Annotated in this window: 16 protein-coding genes and 4 tRNA genes; 18 read left to right on the forward strand and 2 right to left on the reverse strand. The window is 68.0% G+C overall.

The window, feature by feature from the left end; genetic code table 11:
- Positions 1-14: 14 nt before the first annotated feature.
- Positions 15-1229, reverse strand: a complete 1215-nt coding sequence (locus GA0111570_RS15100) for an integrase catalytic domain-containing protein (protein WP_217634033.1) — start codon at positions 1227-1229, stop codon at positions 15-17.
- A gap of 203 nt (positions 1230-1432) precedes the next feature.
- On the opposite strand from GA0111570_RS15100, the gene GA0111570_RS15105 reads away from it, so the two are divergent.
- From GA0111570_RS15105 to GA0111570_RS15180, 16 genes are all read left to right on the forward strand, one after another.
- Positions 1433-1514, forward strand: a tRNA-Tyr gene (locus GA0111570_RS15105).
- A gap of 127 nt (positions 1515-1641) precedes the next feature.
- Positions 1642-1714: transfer RNA gene (locus GA0111570_RS15110), tRNA-Thr, on the forward strand.
- Positions 1715-1778: 64 nt separating this feature from the next.
- A tRNA-Met gene (locus GA0111570_RS15115) sits at positions 1779-1855 on the forward strand.
- Positions 1856-1892: 37 nt separating this feature from the next.
- On the forward strand, positions 1893-2060 hold the full coding sequence (rpmG, locus tag GA0111570_RS15120; RefSeq protein ID WP_092613233.1) for a 50S ribosomal protein L33: 168 nt from the start codon (positions 1893-1895) through the stop codon (positions 2058-2060).
- 116 nt (positions 2061-2176) lie between these two features.
- Positions 2177-2620, forward strand: coding sequence for an FAS1-like dehydratase domain-containing protein (locus tag GA0111570_RS15125; RefSeq protein ID WP_092613237.1), 444 nt, complete (start codon positions 2177-2179; stop codon positions 2618-2620).
- Complete coding sequence (locus tag GA0111570_RS15130) at positions 2617-3048, forward strand: MaoC family dehydratase (protein ID WP_092613240.1); 432 nt, start codon at positions 2617-2619, stop codon at positions 3046-3048. The genes GA0111570_RS15125 and GA0111570_RS15130 overlap by 4 nt, the downstream gene beginning before the upstream one ends.
- Entirely contained in the window at positions 3041-4105 is a 1065-nt protein-coding gene (locus tag GA0111570_RS15135) for a UDP-N-acetylmuramate dehydrogenase (RefSeq protein ID WP_092613243.1), read from the forward strand. The genes GA0111570_RS15130 and GA0111570_RS15135 overlap by 8 nt, the downstream gene beginning before the upstream one ends.
- Positions 4106-4117: 12 nt before the next feature.
- Positions 4118-5944 (forward strand): malto-oligosyltrehalose trehalohydrolase, encoded by a 1827-nt coding sequence (gene treZ, locus GA0111570_RS15140; RefSeq protein ID WP_245703242.1) that lies wholly within the window; start codon positions 4118-4120, stop codon positions 5942-5944.
- Positions 5945-6072: 128 nt separating this feature from the next.
- Positions 6073-6145 (forward strand) — tRNA-Trp (locus GA0111570_RS15145).
- Between the two features lie 170 nt (positions 6146-6315).
- The gene (gene secE / locus GA0111570_RS15150) at positions 6316-6645 is read left to right on the forward strand and encodes a preprotein translocase subunit SecE (RefSeq protein WP_092613458.1); all 330 of its coding nucleotides are present in this window, start codon (positions 6316-6318) and stop codon (positions 6643-6645) included.
- Between the two features lie 323 nt (positions 6646-6968).
- Positions 6969-7769, forward strand: a complete 801-nt coding sequence (nusG, locus tag GA0111570_RS15155; protein ID WP_425438633.1) for a transcription termination/antitermination protein NusG — start codon at positions 6969-6971, stop codon at positions 7767-7769.
- Positions 7770-8078: 309 nt separating this feature from the next.
- The gene (rplK, locus tag GA0111570_RS15160; protein ID WP_092613248.1) at positions 8079-8510 is read left to right on the forward strand and encodes a 50S ribosomal protein L11; all 432 of its coding nucleotides are present in this window, start codon (positions 8079-8081) and stop codon (positions 8508-8510) included.
- Positions 8511-8618: 108 nt separating this feature from the next.
- The gene (rplA, locus tag GA0111570_RS15165) at positions 8619-9329 is read left to right on the forward strand and encodes a 50S ribosomal protein L1 (protein ID WP_092613251.1); all 711 of its coding nucleotides are present in this window, start codon (positions 8619-8621) and stop codon (positions 9327-9329) included.
- 456 nt (positions 9330-9785) lie between these two features.
- Positions 9786-10421 (forward strand): 50S ribosomal protein L10, encoded by a 636-nt coding sequence (rplJ, locus tag GA0111570_RS15170; protein ID WP_092613254.1) that lies wholly within the window; start codon positions 9786-9788, stop codon positions 10419-10421.
- Positions 10422-10500: 79 nt separating this feature from the next.
- Complete coding sequence (gene rplL / locus GA0111570_RS15175; protein ID WP_092613257.1) at positions 10501-10887, forward strand: 50S ribosomal protein L7/L12; 387 nt, start codon at positions 10501-10503, stop codon at positions 10885-10887.
- Between the two features lie 780 nt (positions 10888-11667).
- Positions 11668-12621 (forward strand): type IV toxin-antitoxin system AbiEi family antitoxin domain-containing protein, encoded by a 954-nt coding sequence (locus GA0111570_RS15180; RefSeq protein ID WP_281245220.1) that lies wholly within the window; start codon positions 11668-11670, stop codon positions 12619-12621.
- A gap of 34 nt (positions 12622-12655) precedes the next feature.
- On the opposite strand, the gene GA0111570_RS15185 is transcribed toward GA0111570_RS15180, so the two are convergent.
- The gene (locus GA0111570_RS15185) at positions 12656-13213 is read right to left on the reverse strand and encodes a TetR/AcrR family transcriptional regulator C-terminal domain-containing protein (protein WP_092613263.1); all 558 of its coding nucleotides are present in this window, start codon (positions 13211-13213) and stop codon (positions 12656-12658) included.
- A gap of 213 nt (positions 13214-13426) precedes the next feature.
- Between GA0111570_RS15185 and bioB the strand changes: the two genes are divergently transcribed.
- A complete protein-coding gene (gene bioB, locus GA0111570_RS15190; RefSeq protein WP_092613266.1) occupies positions 13427-14599 on the forward strand; it encodes a biotin synthase BioB in 1173 nt (390 codons plus the stop codon).
- Between the two features lie 424 nt (positions 14600-15023).
- Positions 15024-18512, forward strand: a complete 3489-nt coding sequence (gene rpoB, locus GA0111570_RS15195) for a DNA-directed RNA polymerase subunit beta (RefSeq protein ID WP_092613269.1) — start codon at positions 15024-15026, stop codon at positions 18510-18512.
- The last annotated feature ends 52 nt before the right edge of the window (positions 18513-18564 follow it).

Below are 18564 nucleotides of genomic sequence, written 5' to 3' on the forward strand. Positions count from 1 at the left end.
CCCGTTGCCTCATGTCAAGATGCCCGCGTAGCTTGCTTCGTTGCCTCATCTGATTTTGCCCGGATGGCTGGCTGGGTTCGGGGCGCCTTCTTCGCGGTGGTCAGGGCCAGGAGCTGGCTGGTCAGGGCCTGGATCTCGCGTTGGACGGCCGCGGGGTTGATCTGGCGGTAGCGGCTGGTCAGGGCGGCCTTGACCAGCCCGGTCACGCTGGGTTCGGCCTGGGCGCGCTGGTAGGGGGTCTGGGCGGTGTCGTACTTCTTGATCACCTTGGCGCCGACCCGCTCCTTGGCGATGAGTTTCTGCTGGGGGTAGAAGAAGTTCGTCAGGTCGGTCTGTCGGGCCCAGATCCGGTTCAGCAGATCGAGCTCGCCGGCGGTGTCGTAGCGGTGGTAGCCGACGATCTGACGGACCTGGGTCCAGTTCTTCTGCTCCACGTGCGCGCCGTCGTTCTTGTTGCCCGAGCGTGAACGGGTGAAGGTGATCTCCTGCTCGGTGCAGTAGCGAAGAAGCTCGTGGTTGATGAACTCGCTGCCGTTGTCCGAGTCGATCCCGCGCAGCGGGAAGGGCAGGTGTTCCCGGATGTCCACCAGCGCCTCGAAGACCCACTTCTGGGCCTTGTTGCGCACCGACCGGTTCTCCACCCACCCGGTCGCGATGTCGGTGACCGTCAGGGTGAACGCGAAATCGCCGCGGGAGTTGCCACCCTCGTGGCCGACCAGGTCGATCTCGACGAAACCGGGCACCGCGTCATCCCAGTCCGCCCAGGTCCGCATCGGGATCGCGTCCTTCAGCAGCGAACCGGGCTTGGTGTGGGAGTGCCCACGCACGGCCAGTTTCGCCCGGTCCGGGGCGAGCCGGCGGTCGATCGTGGCCGCCGAGATCCGACACAACGCCGCCGCGGTCTCCTCGTCCAGATCCAGCTCCCCGAAGGCGCGCAGCACCGGAACCAGCTCGCCCAGGAACGGGGCCATCCGCTTGCCCGACGCCGCCCCCATCACCGCCCAACACGTCCGCAACGCGACCATCACGTCCTCCCCGTAGACCGGCGGGCGCCCCTTGCGGGGCCGGACGATCTTGACCTTCAACGCCTCGCGCAACGCCTTGCGGGCATGGTCACGGTGCCAGCCCGTCAGCTCGCACAACTCGTCCAGGATCACCTTCTTGCCCGCCCGGTCCGCCGCCTTGTAGCGGCGAGCGCTCGCCCTGGTCACAGCCCGACGTTCAGCCATCGTCAACCCCATCAACTCGGCGTACCGGCACAGCAGCCACAGGGCCGGTCGACGCGCCGCTACGCGGGCATTCCTAGTTGAGGCAACGACCCCCTCCACGCGGGCATCTTTGATGAGTCAACGCGCCGTTTTGCGCTGGAGGCCCAGACCTTGCTATGGTTTCCGTCGCCCGTGAATCCCGTTTTTTCGGGGGTAGCGAGCACGGCAGGTTGCCCGAGCGGCCAAAGGGAGCGGTCTGTAAAACCGTCGGCTTCGCCTACGCTGGTTCGAATCCAGCACCTGCCACACGCACGGCCGGGGAACCGGCTTGCACCAGGAACTGCAGATGGACCTCGGTTTGTCAGCAAGCAGTAACTTGTGTAAGTTTGTTCCTCGGCAGCTGGACCGGGAGGCCTCCCGGGCCAGGGTGCAGGCCCCTATAGCTCAGTAGGTAGAGCGTCTCCATGGTAAGGAGAAGGTCAGCAGTTCGATTCTGCTTGGGGGCTCGAAGTCCGCATCCACGGGCAGCGACCAGTGGATGGCGGCCAGGTGACTGGCTCGGACCATGATGGCGGGGTAGCTCAGTTGGTGAGAGCGCACGACTCATAATCGTGAGGTCGCGGGTTCGAATCCCGCCCTCGCTACCACTCAGACGTAATGACTTGACGAAACAGGGGATAGACCATGGCCAAGGCTTCTGACATCCGGCCGAAGATCACGCTCGCGTGCACCGACTGCAAGGAGCGCAACTACATCACCAAGAAGAACCGGCGCAACAACCCGGATCGCCTGGAGATGAGCAAGTTCTGCCCCAAGTGCGGCCACCACACCGCGCACCGCGAGACCCGCTGATCGCGCGTACCAGTTCTCGAGGAGGGCGTCACCCCATGGGGTGACGCCCTTTTCCGCATTCTTCGGCCTGTGTCTGCTGCGTGTCGACACCGCCCGTGACCGAGTAGCCTCTGGGTATGGCCATCACGTCTGAGCACGCCGGGAGGACCTACCCGGCCACGGAGCCCTACCAGGTGTCCCGTGCCAAGATCCGAGAGTTCGCCCGTGCGATCGGCGATGACAACCCCTCGTACGCCGGCCCGAACCCGGTGGCCCCGCCGACCTTCGCCTTCGTCGTCGCCTCCAACGCCTGGGAGGCGATGTTCGCCGACAAGGAGCTCGGCCTCGCACTGCGCCAGGTCATCCACGGCGAACAGCGGTTCGACTACACCCGCGCCCTGCGCGCCGGTGACGAGGTGGTCGGCCGGCTCACCATCGACCAGGTCCGGCTCCGCGGCGCCGCCGAGTTCATCACCACCACCGTGGACGTACGTACGACCAAGGGCGAGCCGGTCTGCACCGTCACCGCCCAGCTGATCCACAACCGCGAGGACGCCACCAGCAAGGAGGTCGAGCGATGACCGAGCCGACACCCCTCACCATCGGCAACGAGCTGCCCTCGCTCACCGTCGACCTCACCCGCGCCGACCTGGTCCGCTACGCCGGCGCCTCGACGGACTTCAACCCGATCCACTGGTCGGACCGGATGGCCCGCAAGGTAGGGATGCCGTCCGTGATCGCCCACGGCATGCTCACCATGGCGACCGCCCTGCGCGTGGTCACCGACTGGGTCGGCGACCCGGCGAAGGTCCGCAGCTACTCCTGCCGCTTCACCAAGCCGGTCCCCGTCCCCGACGACGACGCGGGCACCGAACTGCGTATCACCGGCGTGGTCAGTGCGCTCACCGACGAGACCGCGACCGTCACCCTCACGGCCGTGATCACCGGTCCCGACGGCGAGGACGTCAAGGTGCTGGGCAACGCCAAGGTAGAGGTCGACCGTGGCTGAACTCCTCTCCGACCACACCACCTTCCACCTCGGCGGCCCCGCGGCCCGCTACGAGGTGGCGCGTGACGACGCGACACTGGTCCGGCTGGTCTCCGAGGCCGACGCCACCGGTGAACCGGTCCTCGTCCTGGGCGGGGGGTCGAACCTGCTGATCGGCGACGAGGGGTTCGACGGGCTCGTCGTCGAGGTCGCCACCTCCGGCCTGTCCTTCGAGGAGGTGTCCTCGTGCGCCGGCGCCAACGTCACCGTCGCGGCGGGGGAGTCCTGGGACGGGTTCGTCGCCGAGGCGGTCGAGCGCCAGTGGCGTGGACCCGAGACCCTCTCCGGCATCCCGGGCAAGGTCGGCGCGGTCCCGATCCAGAACGTCGGCGCGTACGGCAGCGAGGTCAGCCAGTACATCGTCCGGGTCCGGACCTGGGACCGGCAGGAAGGTCGTCAGCGTACGTTCTTCCCCTTCGAGTGCCGGTTCGGGTACCGCAACTCGATGTTCAAGGAACAGCCCGGCCGCTGGATCATCCTCGACGTGTCCTTCCAGTTCCTGCTCGGTGACCTGCTCTCCTCGGTCCGCTACCAGCAGTTGGCCGACAAGCTGGGGATCGGACCGGGCGAGTCCGCCCGGGCACCCCAGGTGCGCCAGGCGGTGCTCGAGCTGCGCGCCGGCAAGGGCATGGTGCTCGACCCGGAGGACCACGACACCTGGAGCGCCGGGTCGTTCTTCACCAACCCGGTGCTGCCCGAGGCGGTCGCTGCCGCCCTGCCCGAGGGGGCGCCGCGCTACCCGGCCGGCCCGGGTGAGGTGAAGACCTCGGCGGCCTGGCTGATCGAGCACGCCGGTTTCCCCAAGGGCTGGCACCTGCCGCGCTTCGGGTCCGGCGAGGCCCCGGCGGCGCTGTCCGGCAAGCACACCCTGGCCCTCACCAACCGCGGATCGGCCACGACCGCGGACGTGGTCGAGCTGGCGGCCCGGATCCGGGCCGGCGTACGGGAGAAGTACGGCGTCACCCTGGTCCCCGAACCCACCCTGATCGGCTGCAGCCTCGACGATCGCCTCGACTGAAAGGACCCTCCCGTGACCGAGCCGGCGTCCCTGGAGTCTCCCCTGTCCACCGTGAACGTGAGTGCCACCCCGGACGACACCCGACCCGACTTCGCGGTCTGGGCACCCCGCCCGGCACGGGTCCGGCTGTGGACCCGGCCGGTCGGTGGGAGTGCCGCCGACCCCCGGGTGATCGACATGGTCCGGGCCGAGGACGGCTGGTGGGAACCGGACCTGCCGGCCGGCGGCGAGCTCGACTACGGCTACCTGCTCGACGACGACCCGACCCCCCGTCCGGATCCGCGCACGCTCCGCCAGCCGTACGGGGTGCACGGCGTCAGCCGGACGTACGACCCGGGCGCGTACGACTGGGCCGACGAGGCCTGGACCGGCCGCCAGCTTGCCGGCTCGGTGATCTACGAGCTGCACGTCGGGACGTTCACCCCCGAGGGCACCCTGGACGCCGCGATCGGGCGGCTGGACCACCTGGTCGACGTCGGGGTCGACGTGGTCGAGCTGATGCCGGTGGCCGCCTTCAACGGTCCCCGCGGCTGGGGGTACGACGGGGTGCACTGGTACTGCGTGCACGAGCCGTACGGCGGTCCGCAGGCCTACCAGCGCTTCGTCGACGCCTGCCATGCGCGCGGGCTCGCCGTCATGCAGGACGTCGTCTACAACCACTGGGGCCCCTCGGGCAACTACCTGCCGCTGTTCGCCCCCTACCTCGACGAGGCCACCGACACCCCGTGGGGCTCGCCGGTCAACCTGGACGGTCCGGAGTCGGACGAGGTCCGGCGCTACGTCATCGACAACGCCAGGACGTGGCTGCGGGACTTCCACGTCGACGGGCTACGGATCGACGCCGTCCATGCCCTCTCCGACCCGGGCCAGGCCCTCGACATCCTCGAGGAACTCGCCTCCGAGGTCGACGCGCTGAGCGCCTTCCTGGGCCGTCCGCTGGCACTGGTCGCCGAGTCCGACCAGAACAACCCGCGGCTGTTCGTGCCGCGGGAGGCCGGCGGCTACGGCCTGTCGGGCCAGTGGGCCGACGACTTCCACCACGCCGTGGTGGCCAACCTCACCGGCGAGGTCGCGGGCTACTACGCGGACTTCGCGGACCCCGATGCCCTGGCGTACGTGCTGGCGCACGGGTTCCTGCACGACGGGACCTTCTCGACCTTCCGCGGCCGCCGGCACGGGCGTCCGCTCCCGCCGCAGACCCCCGGCTGGCGACTGGTGGTCTGTGCCGACAACCACGACCAGATCGGCAACCGGGCCGCCGGTGACCGGCTGCGCAGCCGACTCGACGAGCGCGGGCTCGCCCTGGCGGCCGTCCTCACCCTGACCTCGCCGTTCACCCCGATGATCTTCATGGGCGAGGAGTGGGGCGCCTCCACCCCGTGGGCCTTCTTCACCTCCCATCCCGAGGAGGACCTCGCTCGTGCGGTGACCGAGGGGCGCCGGGCCGAGTTTGCCCGGATGGACTGGGATCACGGACAGATCCCCGACCCGCAGGTCCCCCAGACCTTCGAGGCCTCGGTCCTGGACTGGTCGGAGCCGGGCCGCGGTCCGTACGCCGAGCAGCTGGAGCTGGTCCGCAACCTGCTGCTGCTGCGACGGTCGTGGCCGGACCTGGGCGACCCGAGACTGGAGCGTACGCAGGCCTACGTCGCGCCCCAGGACGAGCACCTGGTGGTGATGGAACGTGGCGAACGCATCATCGTCGCGGTCAACCTGGGGGAGCGGACGGTCGACACCGGCCTGGCTGGCGAGCTGCTGCTCGGGACCGGCGAGGTCTCGCAGGGTCCGGACGGGGTGCGGCTCGGGTCGCGCTCGGCAGTGGTCCTGCAACGATCCTGAGACGGGCCACATCGGCTTGTCGCGGTGACTAATCTTCTGGGGGAGAGGTGGTCGGCAGGCCTCCGGTTCGACATCGGGCGGCGGATCTGCGTAAACTACCGATCTTGTCAGCGGGAAACCGCTGGCGGACGGCACTAGCTCAATTGGCAGAGCATCGGTCTCCAAAACCGAAGGTTGTGGGTTCAAGTCCCTCGTGCCGTGCGAGTCCGCCTCGGGGCAGTCCGAGCGGGCGCGACGAGTAGTCCTCGACGGCGCTAGAGTCGGTGATGTCGTCCGAGCGGGTCGATGGCACTCTTCGCCCGCCGGAGGCACCATGACCGACACAGGTTCCCGTGACCTGGCGAGACTAAGGACGACGTGTGGCAGAGGACATGACGGATCCCATCGATCCGGATGACGTCGAAGCCGCAGAGCAGCGCGCCTCGGTTCCGGCCGAGGAGCAGCGCGGGCTCCGCCGTCCGGCCCGCAGGGCCACGTCTTCTTCCCAGCGTTCCGATGTGCCTGCGTACGAGCAGAAGGCCGGCCCCGTCAGCTTCGTCAACCAGTCCGTGGACGAGTTGAAGAAGGTCGCCTGGCCCACCAAGGAGGAGATGGGTGGCTACTTCGTCGCCGTCCTCGTCTTCGTGGTGTTCATCATGCTGCTGGTCAGCCTGCTCGACACCGGTCTGGGCTGGGTGGTGCTGAAGGTGTTCGGCTCATGAACGACAACGACCGAGAGGGAAACGTGGCAGACAACGACGAGTTCGATCCGTCCGAGGTGGAGATCGACCTGGACGCGTTCGAGGACGAAACCGTCGGTGACGAGCCCGACTTCGATTTCGGCTTCGACGGCGATGATGACGACACGGTTGCCGACGAGGAGCTGAGCGCCGCCGACATCTTCGGTGTCGAGGAGCCCCCGGCCGAGCACTTCCTCGCCGACGGCGGGACGGCCGAGGCGTCCGCTTCGGCCGAGCAGGATGCGACCGCGGAGGCCGAGGACGAGTCCGAGGCCGAGGCGACCGACGAGAGTGCCGATGCCGAGGTGACCGACGAGGTTGCGGAGGACGTGGGCCAGGACGAGAGCACCGAGGACGAGGCGGAGGCCTCGCTGCCCGCCGCTCCGATCTCCCCGCCCCGCGGGCTGGACGACGACTTCGAGATCAACCTGAACTTCGACGCCGACGAGGTGACCGAGTCCCCGGCCGAGCCGATGGACTTCGATGCCGAGGTCGAGATCGACAAGGCCATGGCCGAGCTGCATGCCGACCTGGAGAGCAAGTTCGGTGACTGGTTCGTCGTGCACACCTACGCCGGCATGGAGAACCGCGTCAAGCAGAACATCGAGCAGCGCGTGACCTCCCTCAACATGGAGGACTACATCTACGAGACGATCGTCCCCACCGAGACCGTCGTCGAGATGAAGAACGGCAACAAGAAGGAAGTCACCCGTGTCTTCCTGCCCGGCTACGTCCTGGTCCGGATGGACCTCACGGACGAGTCCTGGGGCTGTATCCGCCACACCCCGGCGGTCACCGGCTTCGTCGGCAACGCCAATGACCCGACGCCGCTGATGCTCGACGAGGTCGAGAGCATGCTGCGCCCCGGGATCGTCGCCAAGGTCGCCGCGTCGGCCCAGGGCAAGGGCAAGCGCCCGGTCAAGAAGATCGAGGTGCAGGACTACCAGATCGGCGACTCGATCATGGTGATCGAGGGTCCGTTCGCCGGAGTCCCGGGCACCATCACCGAGATCAACCCGAACACCCAGCGACTCATCGCGACGGTGGAGTTCATGGGCCGCGACACCCCGGTGGACCTGACCTTCCCGCAGATCGAGAAGTCCTGACCCCGGGTCACCCCGCCATCACCGAGGACCCCTCCGCCGCGCGAATTACGCGGCGGAGGGGTCCTCGGGTTAAGATGTGAAACCGTGCTGTCGTGTGCCCGTTCCCGGGTGCCCCCAGCGCGACCGGTCGGTAGCTGAGCACCCCAGCCAGGTTCCCCTCGCACCGATCGGCAGCGAGTACCTCACGTACCCGCACGCCCCGCGCCTGCCACGGGGATGTCGACAATCGGCCGTACGGTCCCGTGCGGCCGCCGAGAAATGGTCGTACGCCCGCGTACGACCATGAGCATGCACTGAAAGGACCCTCGCATGCCTCCGAAGAAGAAGGTCGCGGCGATCGTCAAGATCGCCATCAACGCCGGTGCGGCCAACCCCGCGCCGCCCGTCGGTACCGCCCTCGGCCCGCACGGCGTCAACATCATGGAGTTCTGCAAGGCGTACAACGCCGCGACGGAATCCCAGCGTGGCAACGTCATCCCCGTCGAGATCACCATCTACGAGGACCGGTCGTTCACCTTCATCACGAAGACGCCGCCGGCCGCCGAGCTGATCAAGAAGGCCGCCGGCCTGAAGAAGGGCTCCGGCACCCCGAACAAGGACAAGGTCGGCAAGCTCACCGCCGATCAGGTCCGCGAGATCGCCACGACCAAGCTGCCCGACCTCAACGCCAATGACGTCGACGCCGCGATGAAGATCGTTGCCGGCACCGCCCGTTCCATGGGTGTCACCGTCGAGGGCTGAGGCCCGCCCTTCCGTTCGGCGACGAACGGAGTCCACCTCCACCGGACGTGGGAGGACCAGCGCGGTCCGCACCACAACTGGTACCCCAGCAGTTAAGGAAACCAGCACATGAAGCGCAGCAAGGCCTACCGGGCAGCCGCCGCCAACCGCGACGACGCCGCCCTCTACTCCCCGGCCGAGGCCCTGACCCTGGTCAAGGACAACGCCTCCGCCAAGTTCGACGAGACGATCGAGGTCGCGATGCGCCTCGGCGTCGACCCCCGCAAGGCCGACCAGATGGTCCGCGGCACGGTCAACCTGCCCCATGGCACCGGCAAGACGGCGAGGGTCCTCGTCTTCGCCACCGGTGCGAACGCTGAGGCCGCCACGGCCGCCGGCGCCGACGAGGTCGGTGCCGACGAGCTGATCGAGAAGATCCAGGGTGGCTACCTGGACTTCGACGCGGTCGTCGCGACGCCCGACATGATGGGCAAGGTCGGCAAGCTCGGACGCGTCCTCGGCCCGCGCGGCCTGATGCCGAACCCGAAGACCGGCACCGTGACGATGGACGTCGCCAAGGCCGTCACCGAGATCAAGGGCGGCAAGATCGAGTTCCGCGTGGACCGTCACGCGAACCTGCAGTTCATCATCGGCAAGGCTTCCTTCTCCCTGGAGCAGCTGCAGGAGAACTACTTCGCCGCCGTCGAGGAGATCGTCCGCCTCAAGCCGACCACGGCCAAGGGTCGCTACATCAAGAAGATCTCCGCGTCCTCCACCATGGGCCCGGGCATCCAGATGGACCCGGCCAAGGTGAAGTCCGAGGTCGAGGCCTCCGCCTGATCCACCGCATGCAGGCCAGGCACTCGCCCGGCCACGTGAGCTCGAAGGGCTCCGTTCCCCCTGGGGGAGCGGAGCCCTTCGGCGTACGGGGGAGCCGGGACCGGGACCAGTCCCTGCGCCGGGGCGGTCCTCTGGGCCTAACGGTCTTGGAGGTCGTGTACGGTCTCGGGTCCGTACGCTCCTCGGGTGCGATTTGGCGCTGGCGGCGCGGACCCGTATAGTTGTGCGAGCTGAAGACCGCTGGTGGTCGTACGTCTGTCGTACGCCCTAAGCTCCACCCGGAGGCCCGCGCAGGCGAGATTCATGATGGTTCGTTCGGCCGGTTCCGGCTCCACGTACGCTCATGTGCCCCGTGCCTGTGCATCGGGGCTTTTTTGTTGCCCCACCTCAGGTGGCCGGTGGTCGAGGCGTACGTCCCGCTGGGGACGTAGAACCGACAGAAGTGGAAGGAGACCCATGGCGAGGGAGGACAAGGCAGCAGCTGTCAATGAGCTCAAGGAGCAGTTCGAGAGCTCTGGCGCTGTTGTGCTCACCGAGTACCGCGGCCTCACCGTGGCGCAGCTGAAGAACCTTCGGCGCGCGCTGGGCGAGGACGCCACCTACGCCGTGGCAAAGAACACCCTCGTGAAGGTGGCGGCCAACAAGGCCGGTATCGACACGCTGGACGAGATCCTGACCGGCCCGAACGCCCTGACCTTCATCAAGGGTGACATCGCGGCAGTGGCCAAGGGCCTCAAGAACTTTGCCAAGGAAAACCCGCTCCTGGTCATCAAGGGTGGCGTCATGGAGGGCAAGTTCCTCGACGCCAAGCAGGTCGGCGCTCTGGCCGACCTCGAGTCGCGCGAGGTCTACCTCGCCAAGCTCGCCGGCGCCATGAAGGGCAACCTTTCGCAGGCCGCCGGGCTGTTCGCCGCTCCGCTGCAGACCGCTGCTCGCGCCCTGGGTGCGCTGCAGACTGCCGCCGAGGGCAACCCCGACCTCATTGCCGGGGCCGGCGTGGCCGCCCCCGCCGCCGAGGCGACCACCGAGCCCGAGACCGTTGAGGCAGCCCCGGCTGCCGAGGCCGACGAGGCAGCGCCTGCTGCCGAATGATCCGCTGACGGATCACCACCACCGCAGGCGTGGCCCGTTCGGCCAGACTGCAACACACATCAAGAAGTGAGGAACCATCATGGCCAAGCTGACCACTGACGAGCTGATCGCCGCTTTCAAGGAAATGACCCTGATCGAGCTCTCCGAGTTCGTGAAGCTCTTCGAGGACACCTTCGAGGTCACCGCCGCTGCCCCCGTCGCCGTCGCCGCTGCCGCTCCGGCCGCCGGTGCCGCTGAGGAGGCCGAGGAGGAGGCCACCGAGTTCGACGTCATCCTCGAGTCGGCCGGTGAGAAGAAGATCCAGGTCATCAAGGAGGTGCGCGCCCTCACCTCCCTCGGCCTGAAGGAGGCCAAGGAGCTCGTCGAGGCTGCCCCGAAGGCGATCGTCGAGAAGGTCGCCAAGGACGCCGCCGAGGCCGCCAAGGAGAAGCTCGAGGCTGCCGGCGCCACCGTCACCATCAAGTGACTCGCGCCTCGGAGCCCGCGGGCTCCGAGGAGGCAACTCTCGTCCGCAGGGGCGGGTCCCACAGGGATCCGCCCCTGCGGCGTTTCGCGGTGGGGTGGGATGGGTGTCGGCCTTGCGATGTTTCTCGCTGCCACTAGACGAGTTCGCTGCCGCTGGACGAGTTCGCTGCAGTCGCGCGGCTTCGCTGCCAGTGCAAGGGCAGTGAGGTCGGCCAGGGGCAGTGAGGTCGGCCAGGGGCAGTGAGGTCGGCCAGGGGCAGTCAGCGTGTACCCGCCATTGGAGAGCGGAAGGTCGATCCCTTCATGGTCACGTGCACTGACTGCCCATCTCCGGGCCTGGTCGTCTCCCGCCGTCAAGGATTCTCGGATCCCCGCGAAGCGGACCCATCAGAGGTGCCGACAGAGGATCCCAGGGGCTCGATGGCCGAGCCCGGTTTGCTGCTCGTTCGTGGGTCTCCTCCCCCTGGCTCTTCGCTGCTGTCAAGTCAGTTCGCTGCAGTTGCGCGAGTTCCCTGCCAGTGCAAGGGCAGGGGGGTGGGCTAGGGGCAGCGAGGCCGGCCCAGGGCAGCGAGCCCGCGGGACTCAGGAACAGACGTGGGTTTGGGACGGCCCCGGGCGTCGTCGGCACCGAGGAAGCGGATCCTCGCGAGGTCCCGGAAGCAGGCCCATCGCGCGTGATTACCCAGCAGGTGTTGTCCGTTTGCCCCAAGGTGTTGGCAGTCCCGTTGTCCGGCTACCGGGACGATCCTCGGGCCTGTTCCATGGAGATGTGGACGACTTCATGGCGTACGCCGGACCCAACGGAATCATCACCATCGATCAACTGGCCAGGTGTGGGATGACGACCGAGGAGGTCAGCCGCGCGGTCCGGAATGGATCCCTGGTACGCCTCCGCCGAGGAACCTACGCCACGGGACTGCCCGACGATCCGACCGCGCGCCACCGCCAGTTGGTGGAGGCCACGGTGCCAGCGCTGGGGGAGAGCGCCATCATCAGCCACCAGTCCGCGGCGGTGTGCCATGGTCTGGCTGTGCCCTGGTCGATGCTCGACCCCAGGATCCACCTGACCAGGGCACTCGGGGGCGGGAATCGGCGCCCGAGAATCGTCAGCCATGTCGGGCACATCCCCAGCGACCACGTCACGACCCTGGACGGCCTGCGACTGACCTCCGTAGCCTGGAGCGTCGTGGACTGCGCCAGGACACTGGGATTCGGTGGCGGTCTGGCGGTCGCGGACAGTGCGCTCCGCCTCGCACCCCAACGAGGCGACATGGGACAGCTGTCCGCCCTACTTGACTCCGCCCTGCAACAGCAGCAGGGACGGCACGGCATTGCCACGGCGCGGGCAGTCGTGGCATTCGCCTCACCGCTGCCGGAGAGCCCGGGCGAATCGGTGAGTCGAGCCGTCCTGCGGCAGGTGGGACTGCCCGACCCGGTACTCCAGTACGAGATCCGGACCCCCGCAGGCGTCTTCGTCGCCCGCACCGACATGGCGTGGCCGGAGGACAACACCGTGGGTGAGTTCGACGGCAGGCTCAAGTACCGACGCGGAAGGGACGATGCCGCGGATCCCGGATCAGTCGTCTACCGCGAGAAACGGCGTGAGGAAGCGATCCGCGACCTCGACTGGGAAGTCGTGCGGTGGGGCTGGGACGAATTGGGAGACCCGGCCGCCGTGGCCGTACGCATCCGTTCCGCGATGGCGCGAGGCCGTCGCCGCAAGGGGAGGACGTAGGCGCCAGACCCTTGGGACCGTCGGATCAGGACCCTCAGATCCCGAACCTGGCCGCCACCCCCCGTGCCAGCAGGTCGATCCCGAGTTCCAGCCGGTCGCGTTCATCGCCAGCCGGTCCGGGCAGCACCCCGAGCGCCACGGCCTGTGCCCGGGACTGCTCGTTGATGGCCAGCCCGAGGGTCAGGTGGAGGGCGGTGGCGCCGACCGAGGAGGCCTCCGGGTCCGCGATGCCGGCCTCCCGCAGGAGCTGCACGAGGGGCTCCTCCGGGTGCAGGCTGCCGAGGCTGAGGGCCAGGGCGGAGGAGGCGAGTTCGGCGCCGTCGCGGTGGGCCAGTAGTGCCGCGCGCAGGGACTGGGACCAGCTGACCAGCGATCCGCGCCAATCCTCGCCCGGGGCCGGCGCGGTGACCTCGGACAGGATGTGCTCGGTGACTGCCCCCAGCAGCTCCTGCTTGTTGGCGTAGTGCCAGTAGAGTGCGCCCGGCTGGACCCCGAGGGCCGTTGCCAGGCGACGCATGGTGAGGTCGGCCAGACCGTACGCGTCGAGGATCTCGACCGCCTTGGCGAGGACGTCCCCGCGACTGAGCGCCATGGTTCCTCCCGTCGTGGTCACCGACCCACGAGCCTAGTCGCCTGGCCGGCGCACTTGTGCCGGGCCCAGCGCCGACGCCTACCACCGACGCACCGCCACCGAGGACACCCCGGGGCCCAGCTGCACCACCCGACACCCCCTCAGCCACGGACTTGAACACCGTATAGTGAACGCTGTTCAATGTTGCGCCCCACATCGATCCGAGGAGACCGCATGACACCGCAGGACACGCTCACCGCCGAGCGCGCTGACCGTACGAACGATCCCGACCTCGCAGGCGGCGCGGATGCCCAGGGCTCCGGTTCGACGGCCGCAACGGTCGATCCCGGTGTCCTGGCGGAGCGCATCCTTGCCGGCGGCGAGATCAGCCGCGGAGAGGCGCTGGCGCTCCTGGCCACGCCGGACGCGGATGTCCTGGGCCTGGTCCGGGCCGGTGGCCGGCTCCGCCGGCACTGGTTCGGCAACTCGGTCAAGCTCAACTACCTGGTCAACCTGAAGTCCGGCATGTGCCCGGAGGACTGCGGCTACTGCTCCCAGCGGCTCGGCTCCGAGGCGGAGGTGCTGACGTACTCCTGGCTCTCCAAGGACAAGGCGGTCGAGGTCGCCCGGGCCGGGATGGAGGCCGGCGCCAAGCGGGTCTGCCTGGTCTCGTCCGGTCGAGGCCCCTCCAACCGTGACATCGACAGGGTGGCCGACATCATCGGTGGGCTCAAGGAGGAGGACCCGGAGATCGAGGTCTGCGCCTGCCTCGGCCTGCTCAAGGACGGCCAGGCCGAGAGGCTGGCGGCCGCCGGCGGGGACGCGTACAACCACAACCTCAACACCGCGGAGTCCAACTATGCCGACATCTGCTCCACGCACTCGTACGCCGATCGTGCCGACACGGTCGACAAGGCCAAGGATGCGGGCCTGTCGCCGTGCTCCGGCCTCATCGCCGGGATGGGGGAGACGCCCGAGCAGTTGGTCGAGGTCGTGTTCGCCCTGCGCGGACTCGACTCGGACTCGGTGCCGGTGAACTTCCTGATGCCGTTCGAGGGCACCCCGCTGGAGGGTACCCACCGGCTGACCCCGCTGGACTGCCTGCGGATCCTCGCCATGGTCCGCTTCGTGCACCCCGACAAGGAGGTCCGGATCGCCGGCGGCCGCGAGGACAACCTGCGCTCGTTGCAGCCGCTCGGGCTGGAGGTCGCCAACTCGATCTTCCTGGGCGACTACCTCACCTCCGAGGGGCAGGCCGGTGCGGCCGACCTGCAGATGATCGCCGACGCCGGCTTCGTGCCGGTGGGGGCGGAGGACGACCCGGCGTACGTGGCGCCGCAGGTCGGCCGGGGCGCGCCGGTCGTGCGCCGCCGCGGTGCCGGCACCGACGTGGCCCCCAACGCCTGATCCACGAGGTCCGGCCCGCCGACCCGTGCGGCGGGCCGTTCCTGTCCCCGCTCCGGATCGTCCTGACATCCGCCCCGGACCCCGGGCCCGCAAATGCGCTTCGGTGGCGTACGATGATCGCGAGGTTTCGGCCGGAGACACGTTCTCCGGCCACCAGGGCGTCGCCCGATGTTCACCCGGTCCGGCTGGCAGGCCGACGCGGCGCGGGGTAGATTAGGCGACAGCGGCGAAGATCTGGGCTATCATAAGTGGTTGCACTTTTTCACTATGACTGGTAGTGTCGTGCTTTGCCTGTTGTCGCCTGCCGCCCTCACAGCTCCTCCACGCCCATCCTGCCCCCGTTGACGGGATTCGTGGTCGTTGCTGTCCTCCGGTCTGTGGCACTGGCATCCAACCGCCTGCCAGTTCTGGAAGGACCAAACTGTTGGCCGCCGCGCGCATTGCCTCGAAGAACACCGACGTCATCTCCTCGACGGGACGTATCTCGTTCGCGAAGATCCACGAACCACTGCAGGTGCCTCACCTGCTCGATCTGCAGATCAAGTCTTTTGACTGGCTCCGTGGGAACGATGCCTGGAAGGAGTCGGTGGAGGAGGCCCTCGAACAGGGCCGCACCGATATCAACACCAAGTCCGGCCTCGAGGAGATCTTCGAGGAGATCTCCCCCATCGAGGACTTCTCGGAGACGATGTCCCTGTCGTTCCGGGACCACCGCTTCGAGGAGCCGAAGAACACGGTCGAGGAGTGCAAGGAGAAGGACGCCACCTACTCGGCTCCGCTCTTCGTCACCGCCGAGTTCATGAACAACGACACGGGCGAGATCAAGTCCCAGACGGTGTTCATGGGGGACTTCCCCCTCGTCACCGACCGGGGCACGTTCATCATCAACGGTTCTGAGCGCGTCGTCGTGTCGCAGCTCGTCCGTTCCCCGGGTGTGTACTTCGAGCGCACCCCGGACAAGACGTCCGACAAGGACATCTACACCTGCAAGATCATCCCGTCGCGCGGTGCGTGGCTGGAGTTCGAGGTCGACAAGCGCGACCAGGTCGGCGTACGCCTCGACCGCAAGCGCAAGCAGTCGGTCACGGTCCTGCTCAAGGCCCTGGGATGGACCAACGAGCGGATCCTCGAGGAGTTCGGCCAGTACGAGTCCATCCGGCACACGCTGGAGAAGGACCACACCACCGGCCAGGACGACGCGCTGCTGGACATCTACCGCAAGCTGCGCCCGGGCGAGCCGCCGACCGTCGAAGCGGCCAAGAACCTGTTGGAGAACTACTACTTCAACCACAAGCGCTACGACCTGGCCAAGGTCGGCCGCTACAAGATCAACAAGAAGCTGGGGATGGGCCTGCCCTTCGACCAGCAGGTACTGACGATCGACGACATCGTCGCCTCGATCCGCTACGTCGTCGCGCTGCACGACGGCCAGAACACCCTGCCCGGCGTTGACGCCAACGGCGAGGTCGTCGACGTGCTCGTCGAGGTCGACGACATCGACCACTTCGGCAACCGTCGTCTGCGTACGGTCGGCGAGCTGATCCAGAACCAGCTGCGCACCGGCCTGGGCCGCATGGAGCGTGTGGTCCGCGACCGCATGACCACGCAGGACATCGAGGCGATCACCCCGCAGACCCTGATCAACATCCGCCCGGTCGTGGCGGCGTTGAAGGAGTTCTTCGGCACCTCGCAGCTGTCGCAGTTCATGGACCAGAACAACCCGCTGGCCGGCCTGACGCACAAGCGTCGCCTCTCGGCCCTGGGCCCCGGTGGCCTCTCCCGTGACCGCGCCGGCATGGAGGTCCGTGACGTCCACCCGTCGCACTACGGCCGCATGTGCCCGATCGAGACCCCTGAAGGCCCGAACATCGGCCTGATCGGCTCGCTGGCGTCCTTCGCCCGGGTGAACGCGTTCGGCTTCATCGAGACCCCGTACCGCCGGGTCGTCGAGGGCCGCGTCACCACCGACATCGACTACTTGACCGCCGATGTCGAGGACCGCTACGTCATCGCCCAGGCCAACGCGCCGCTGAACGAGGACGGCACCTTCTCGGAGGAGCGCGTCCTGGTCCGCAAGCGCCACGGCGACGTCGACACGCTGCCGAGCTCCCAGATCGACTACATGGACGTCTCGCCGCGACAGATGGTGTCGGTGGCGACCGCCCTGATCCCGTTCCTCGAGCACGACGACGCGTCCCGCGCCCTGATGGGCTCCAACATGCAGCGCCAGGCCGTTCCGCTGGTGCGCTCCGAGGCCCCGTTCGTCGGCACCGGCATGGAGTACCGTGCGGCCGTCGATGCGGGTGACGTCACCCTGGCCAAGAAGGACGGCGGCGTCACCTCGGTGACCGGCGACGTGATCGAGATCTCGAACGACGACGGCACGCTGTCGGCGTACAAGCTGGAGAAGTTCGTCCGCTCCAACGCCGGCACCTGTGTCAACCAGCGTCCGCTGGTCCAGGTCGGGCAGCGCGTCGAGGCCGGCACCCCGCTGGCCGACGGCCCGTGCACCGACAACGGCGAGCTGGCGCTCGGACGCAACCTGCTCGTGGCCTTCATGCCGTGGAACGGCCTGAACTACGAGGACGCGATCATCCTGTCCCAGCGCCTGGTGCAGGACGACGTCCTGACCTCGATCCACATCGAGGAGCACGAGGTCGACGCCCGCGACACCAAGCTCGGTGCCGAGGAGATCACCCGGGACATCCCGAACGTCTCCGACGACATGCTGGGCAACCTGGACGAGCGCGGCATCATCCGGATCGGCGCCGAGGTCACCACCGGTGACATCCTCGTCGGCAAGGTCACGCCCAAGGGCGAGACCGAGATGACCTCGGAGGAGCGCCTGCTCCGCGCGATCTTCGGTGAGAAGGCCCGCGAGGTCCGCGACACCTCGATGAAGGTGCCGCACGGCGAGTCCGGCACGATCATCGGCGTCAAGCTGTTCGACCGTGACAACGGCGACGACCTGGCCCCCGGTGTGAACCAGATGGTCCGCGTCTACGTGGCCCAGAAGCGCAAGATCTCGATCGGCGACAAGCTCGCCGGACGCCACGGCAACAAGGGCGTCATCTCGAAGATCCTGCCGGCCGAGGACATGCCGTTCCTCGAGGACGGCACCCCGGTCGACATCATCCTGAACCCGCTGGGCGTGCCCTCGCGCATGAACGTCGGCCAGGTCATGGAGCTGCACCTGGGCTGGATCGCCAAGACCGGCTGGGACGTCACCGACGTCGAGGAGCCGTGGGCCGAGCGCCTGCGCTCGGTCGGCCTGGGTCGGGTGGAGAGCGACAACACGCTGGCCACCCCGGTCTTCGACGGCGCCACCGACGTGGAGCTGGCCGGGCTGCTGAAGCACGGCCTGCCGAACCGCGACGGGGTCCGGGTCATGCAGGGCACCGGAAAGGCGCGGCTGTTCGACGGCCGCTCCGGCGACCCGTTCCCGGAGCCGATCGGCGTGGGCTACCTCTACATGCTGAAGCTGCACCACCTGGTCGACGACAAGATCCACGCCCGGTCCACCGGTCCGTACTCGATGATCACCCAGCAGCCGCTGGGCGGCAAGGCGCAGTTCGGTGGCCAGCGTTTCGGCGAGATGGAGGTGTGGGCACTGGAGGCGTACGGCGCTGCCTGGGCACTGCAGGAGCTCCTCACCATCAAGTCCGACGACGTCTCCGGTCGTGTGAAGGTCTACGAGGCGATCGTCAAGGGCGAGAACATCCCCGAGCCGGGCATCCCCGAGTCCTTCAAGGTCCTGATCAAGGAAATGAAGTCGCTGTGCCTCAACGTGGAGGTCCTCTCCTCCGACGGCGTCGTGCAGGACCTGCGCGACTCCGAGGACGAGAACTACCGCGTCCCCGACGGCTTGGGGGTCGACCTCCGTCGCCGCCCCGATGCCCTCGCCCAGGGCTGACAGCTCCTACCCACCAGCAACTCTTTCAGGACTATCAGCCCGTCTGACGAGA

The sequence above is a fragment of the Raineyella antarctica genome (genome assembly GCF_900092135.1).
GTDB lineage: Bacteria > Actinomycetota > Actinomycetes > Propionibacteriales > Propionibacteriaceae > Raineyella > Raineyella antarctica.

Excerpts from the sequence above, each read along its gene's own strand:
- GA0111570_RS15100 (WP_217634033.1), bottom strand. The coding sequence starts at position 1,229 with ATGGCTGAACGTCGGGCTGTGACCAGGGCGAGCGCTCGCCGCTACAAG.
- rpmG (WP_092613233.1), top strand. The coding sequence starts at position 1,893 with ATGGCCAAGGCTTCTGACATCCGGCCGAAGATCACGCTCGCGTGCACC.
- GA0111570_RS15125 (WP_092613237.1), top strand. The coding sequence starts at position 2,177 with ATGGCCATCACGTCTGAGCACGCCGGGAGGACCTACCCGGCCACGGAG.
- GA0111570_RS15130 (WP_092613240.1), top strand. The coding sequence starts at position 2,617 with ATGACCGAGCCGACACCCCTCACCATCGGCAACGAGCTGCCCTCGCTC.
- secE (WP_092613458.1), top strand. The coding sequence starts at position 6,316 with ATGACGGATCCCATCGATCCGGATGACGTCGAAGCCGCAGAGCAGCGC.
- rplK (WP_092613248.1), top strand. The coding sequence starts at position 8,079 with ATGCCTCCGAAGAAGAAGGTCGCGGCGATCGTCAAGATCGCCATCAAC.
- rplA (WP_092613251.1), top strand. The coding sequence starts at position 8,619 with ATGAAGCGCAGCAAGGCCTACCGGGCAGCCGCCGCCAACCGCGACGAC.
- rplJ (WP_092613254.1), top strand. The coding sequence starts at position 9,786 with ATGGCGAGGGAGGACAAGGCAGCAGCTGTCAATGAGCTCAAGGAGCAG.
- rplL (WP_092613257.1), top strand. The coding sequence starts at position 10,501 with ATGGCCAAGCTGACCACTGACGAGCTGATCGCCGCTTTCAAGGAAATG.
- GA0111570_RS15180 (WP_281245220.1), top strand. The coding sequence starts at position 11,668 with ATGGCGTACGCCGGACCCAACGGAATCATCACCATCGATCAACTGGCC.
- GA0111570_RS15185 (WP_092613263.1), bottom strand. The coding sequence starts at position 13,213 with ATGGCGCTCAGTCGCGGGGACGTCCTCGCCAAGGCGGTCGAGATCCTC.
- bioB (WP_092613266.1), top strand. The coding sequence starts at position 13,427 with ATGACACCGCAGGACACGCTCACCGCCGAGCGCGCTGACCGTACGAAC.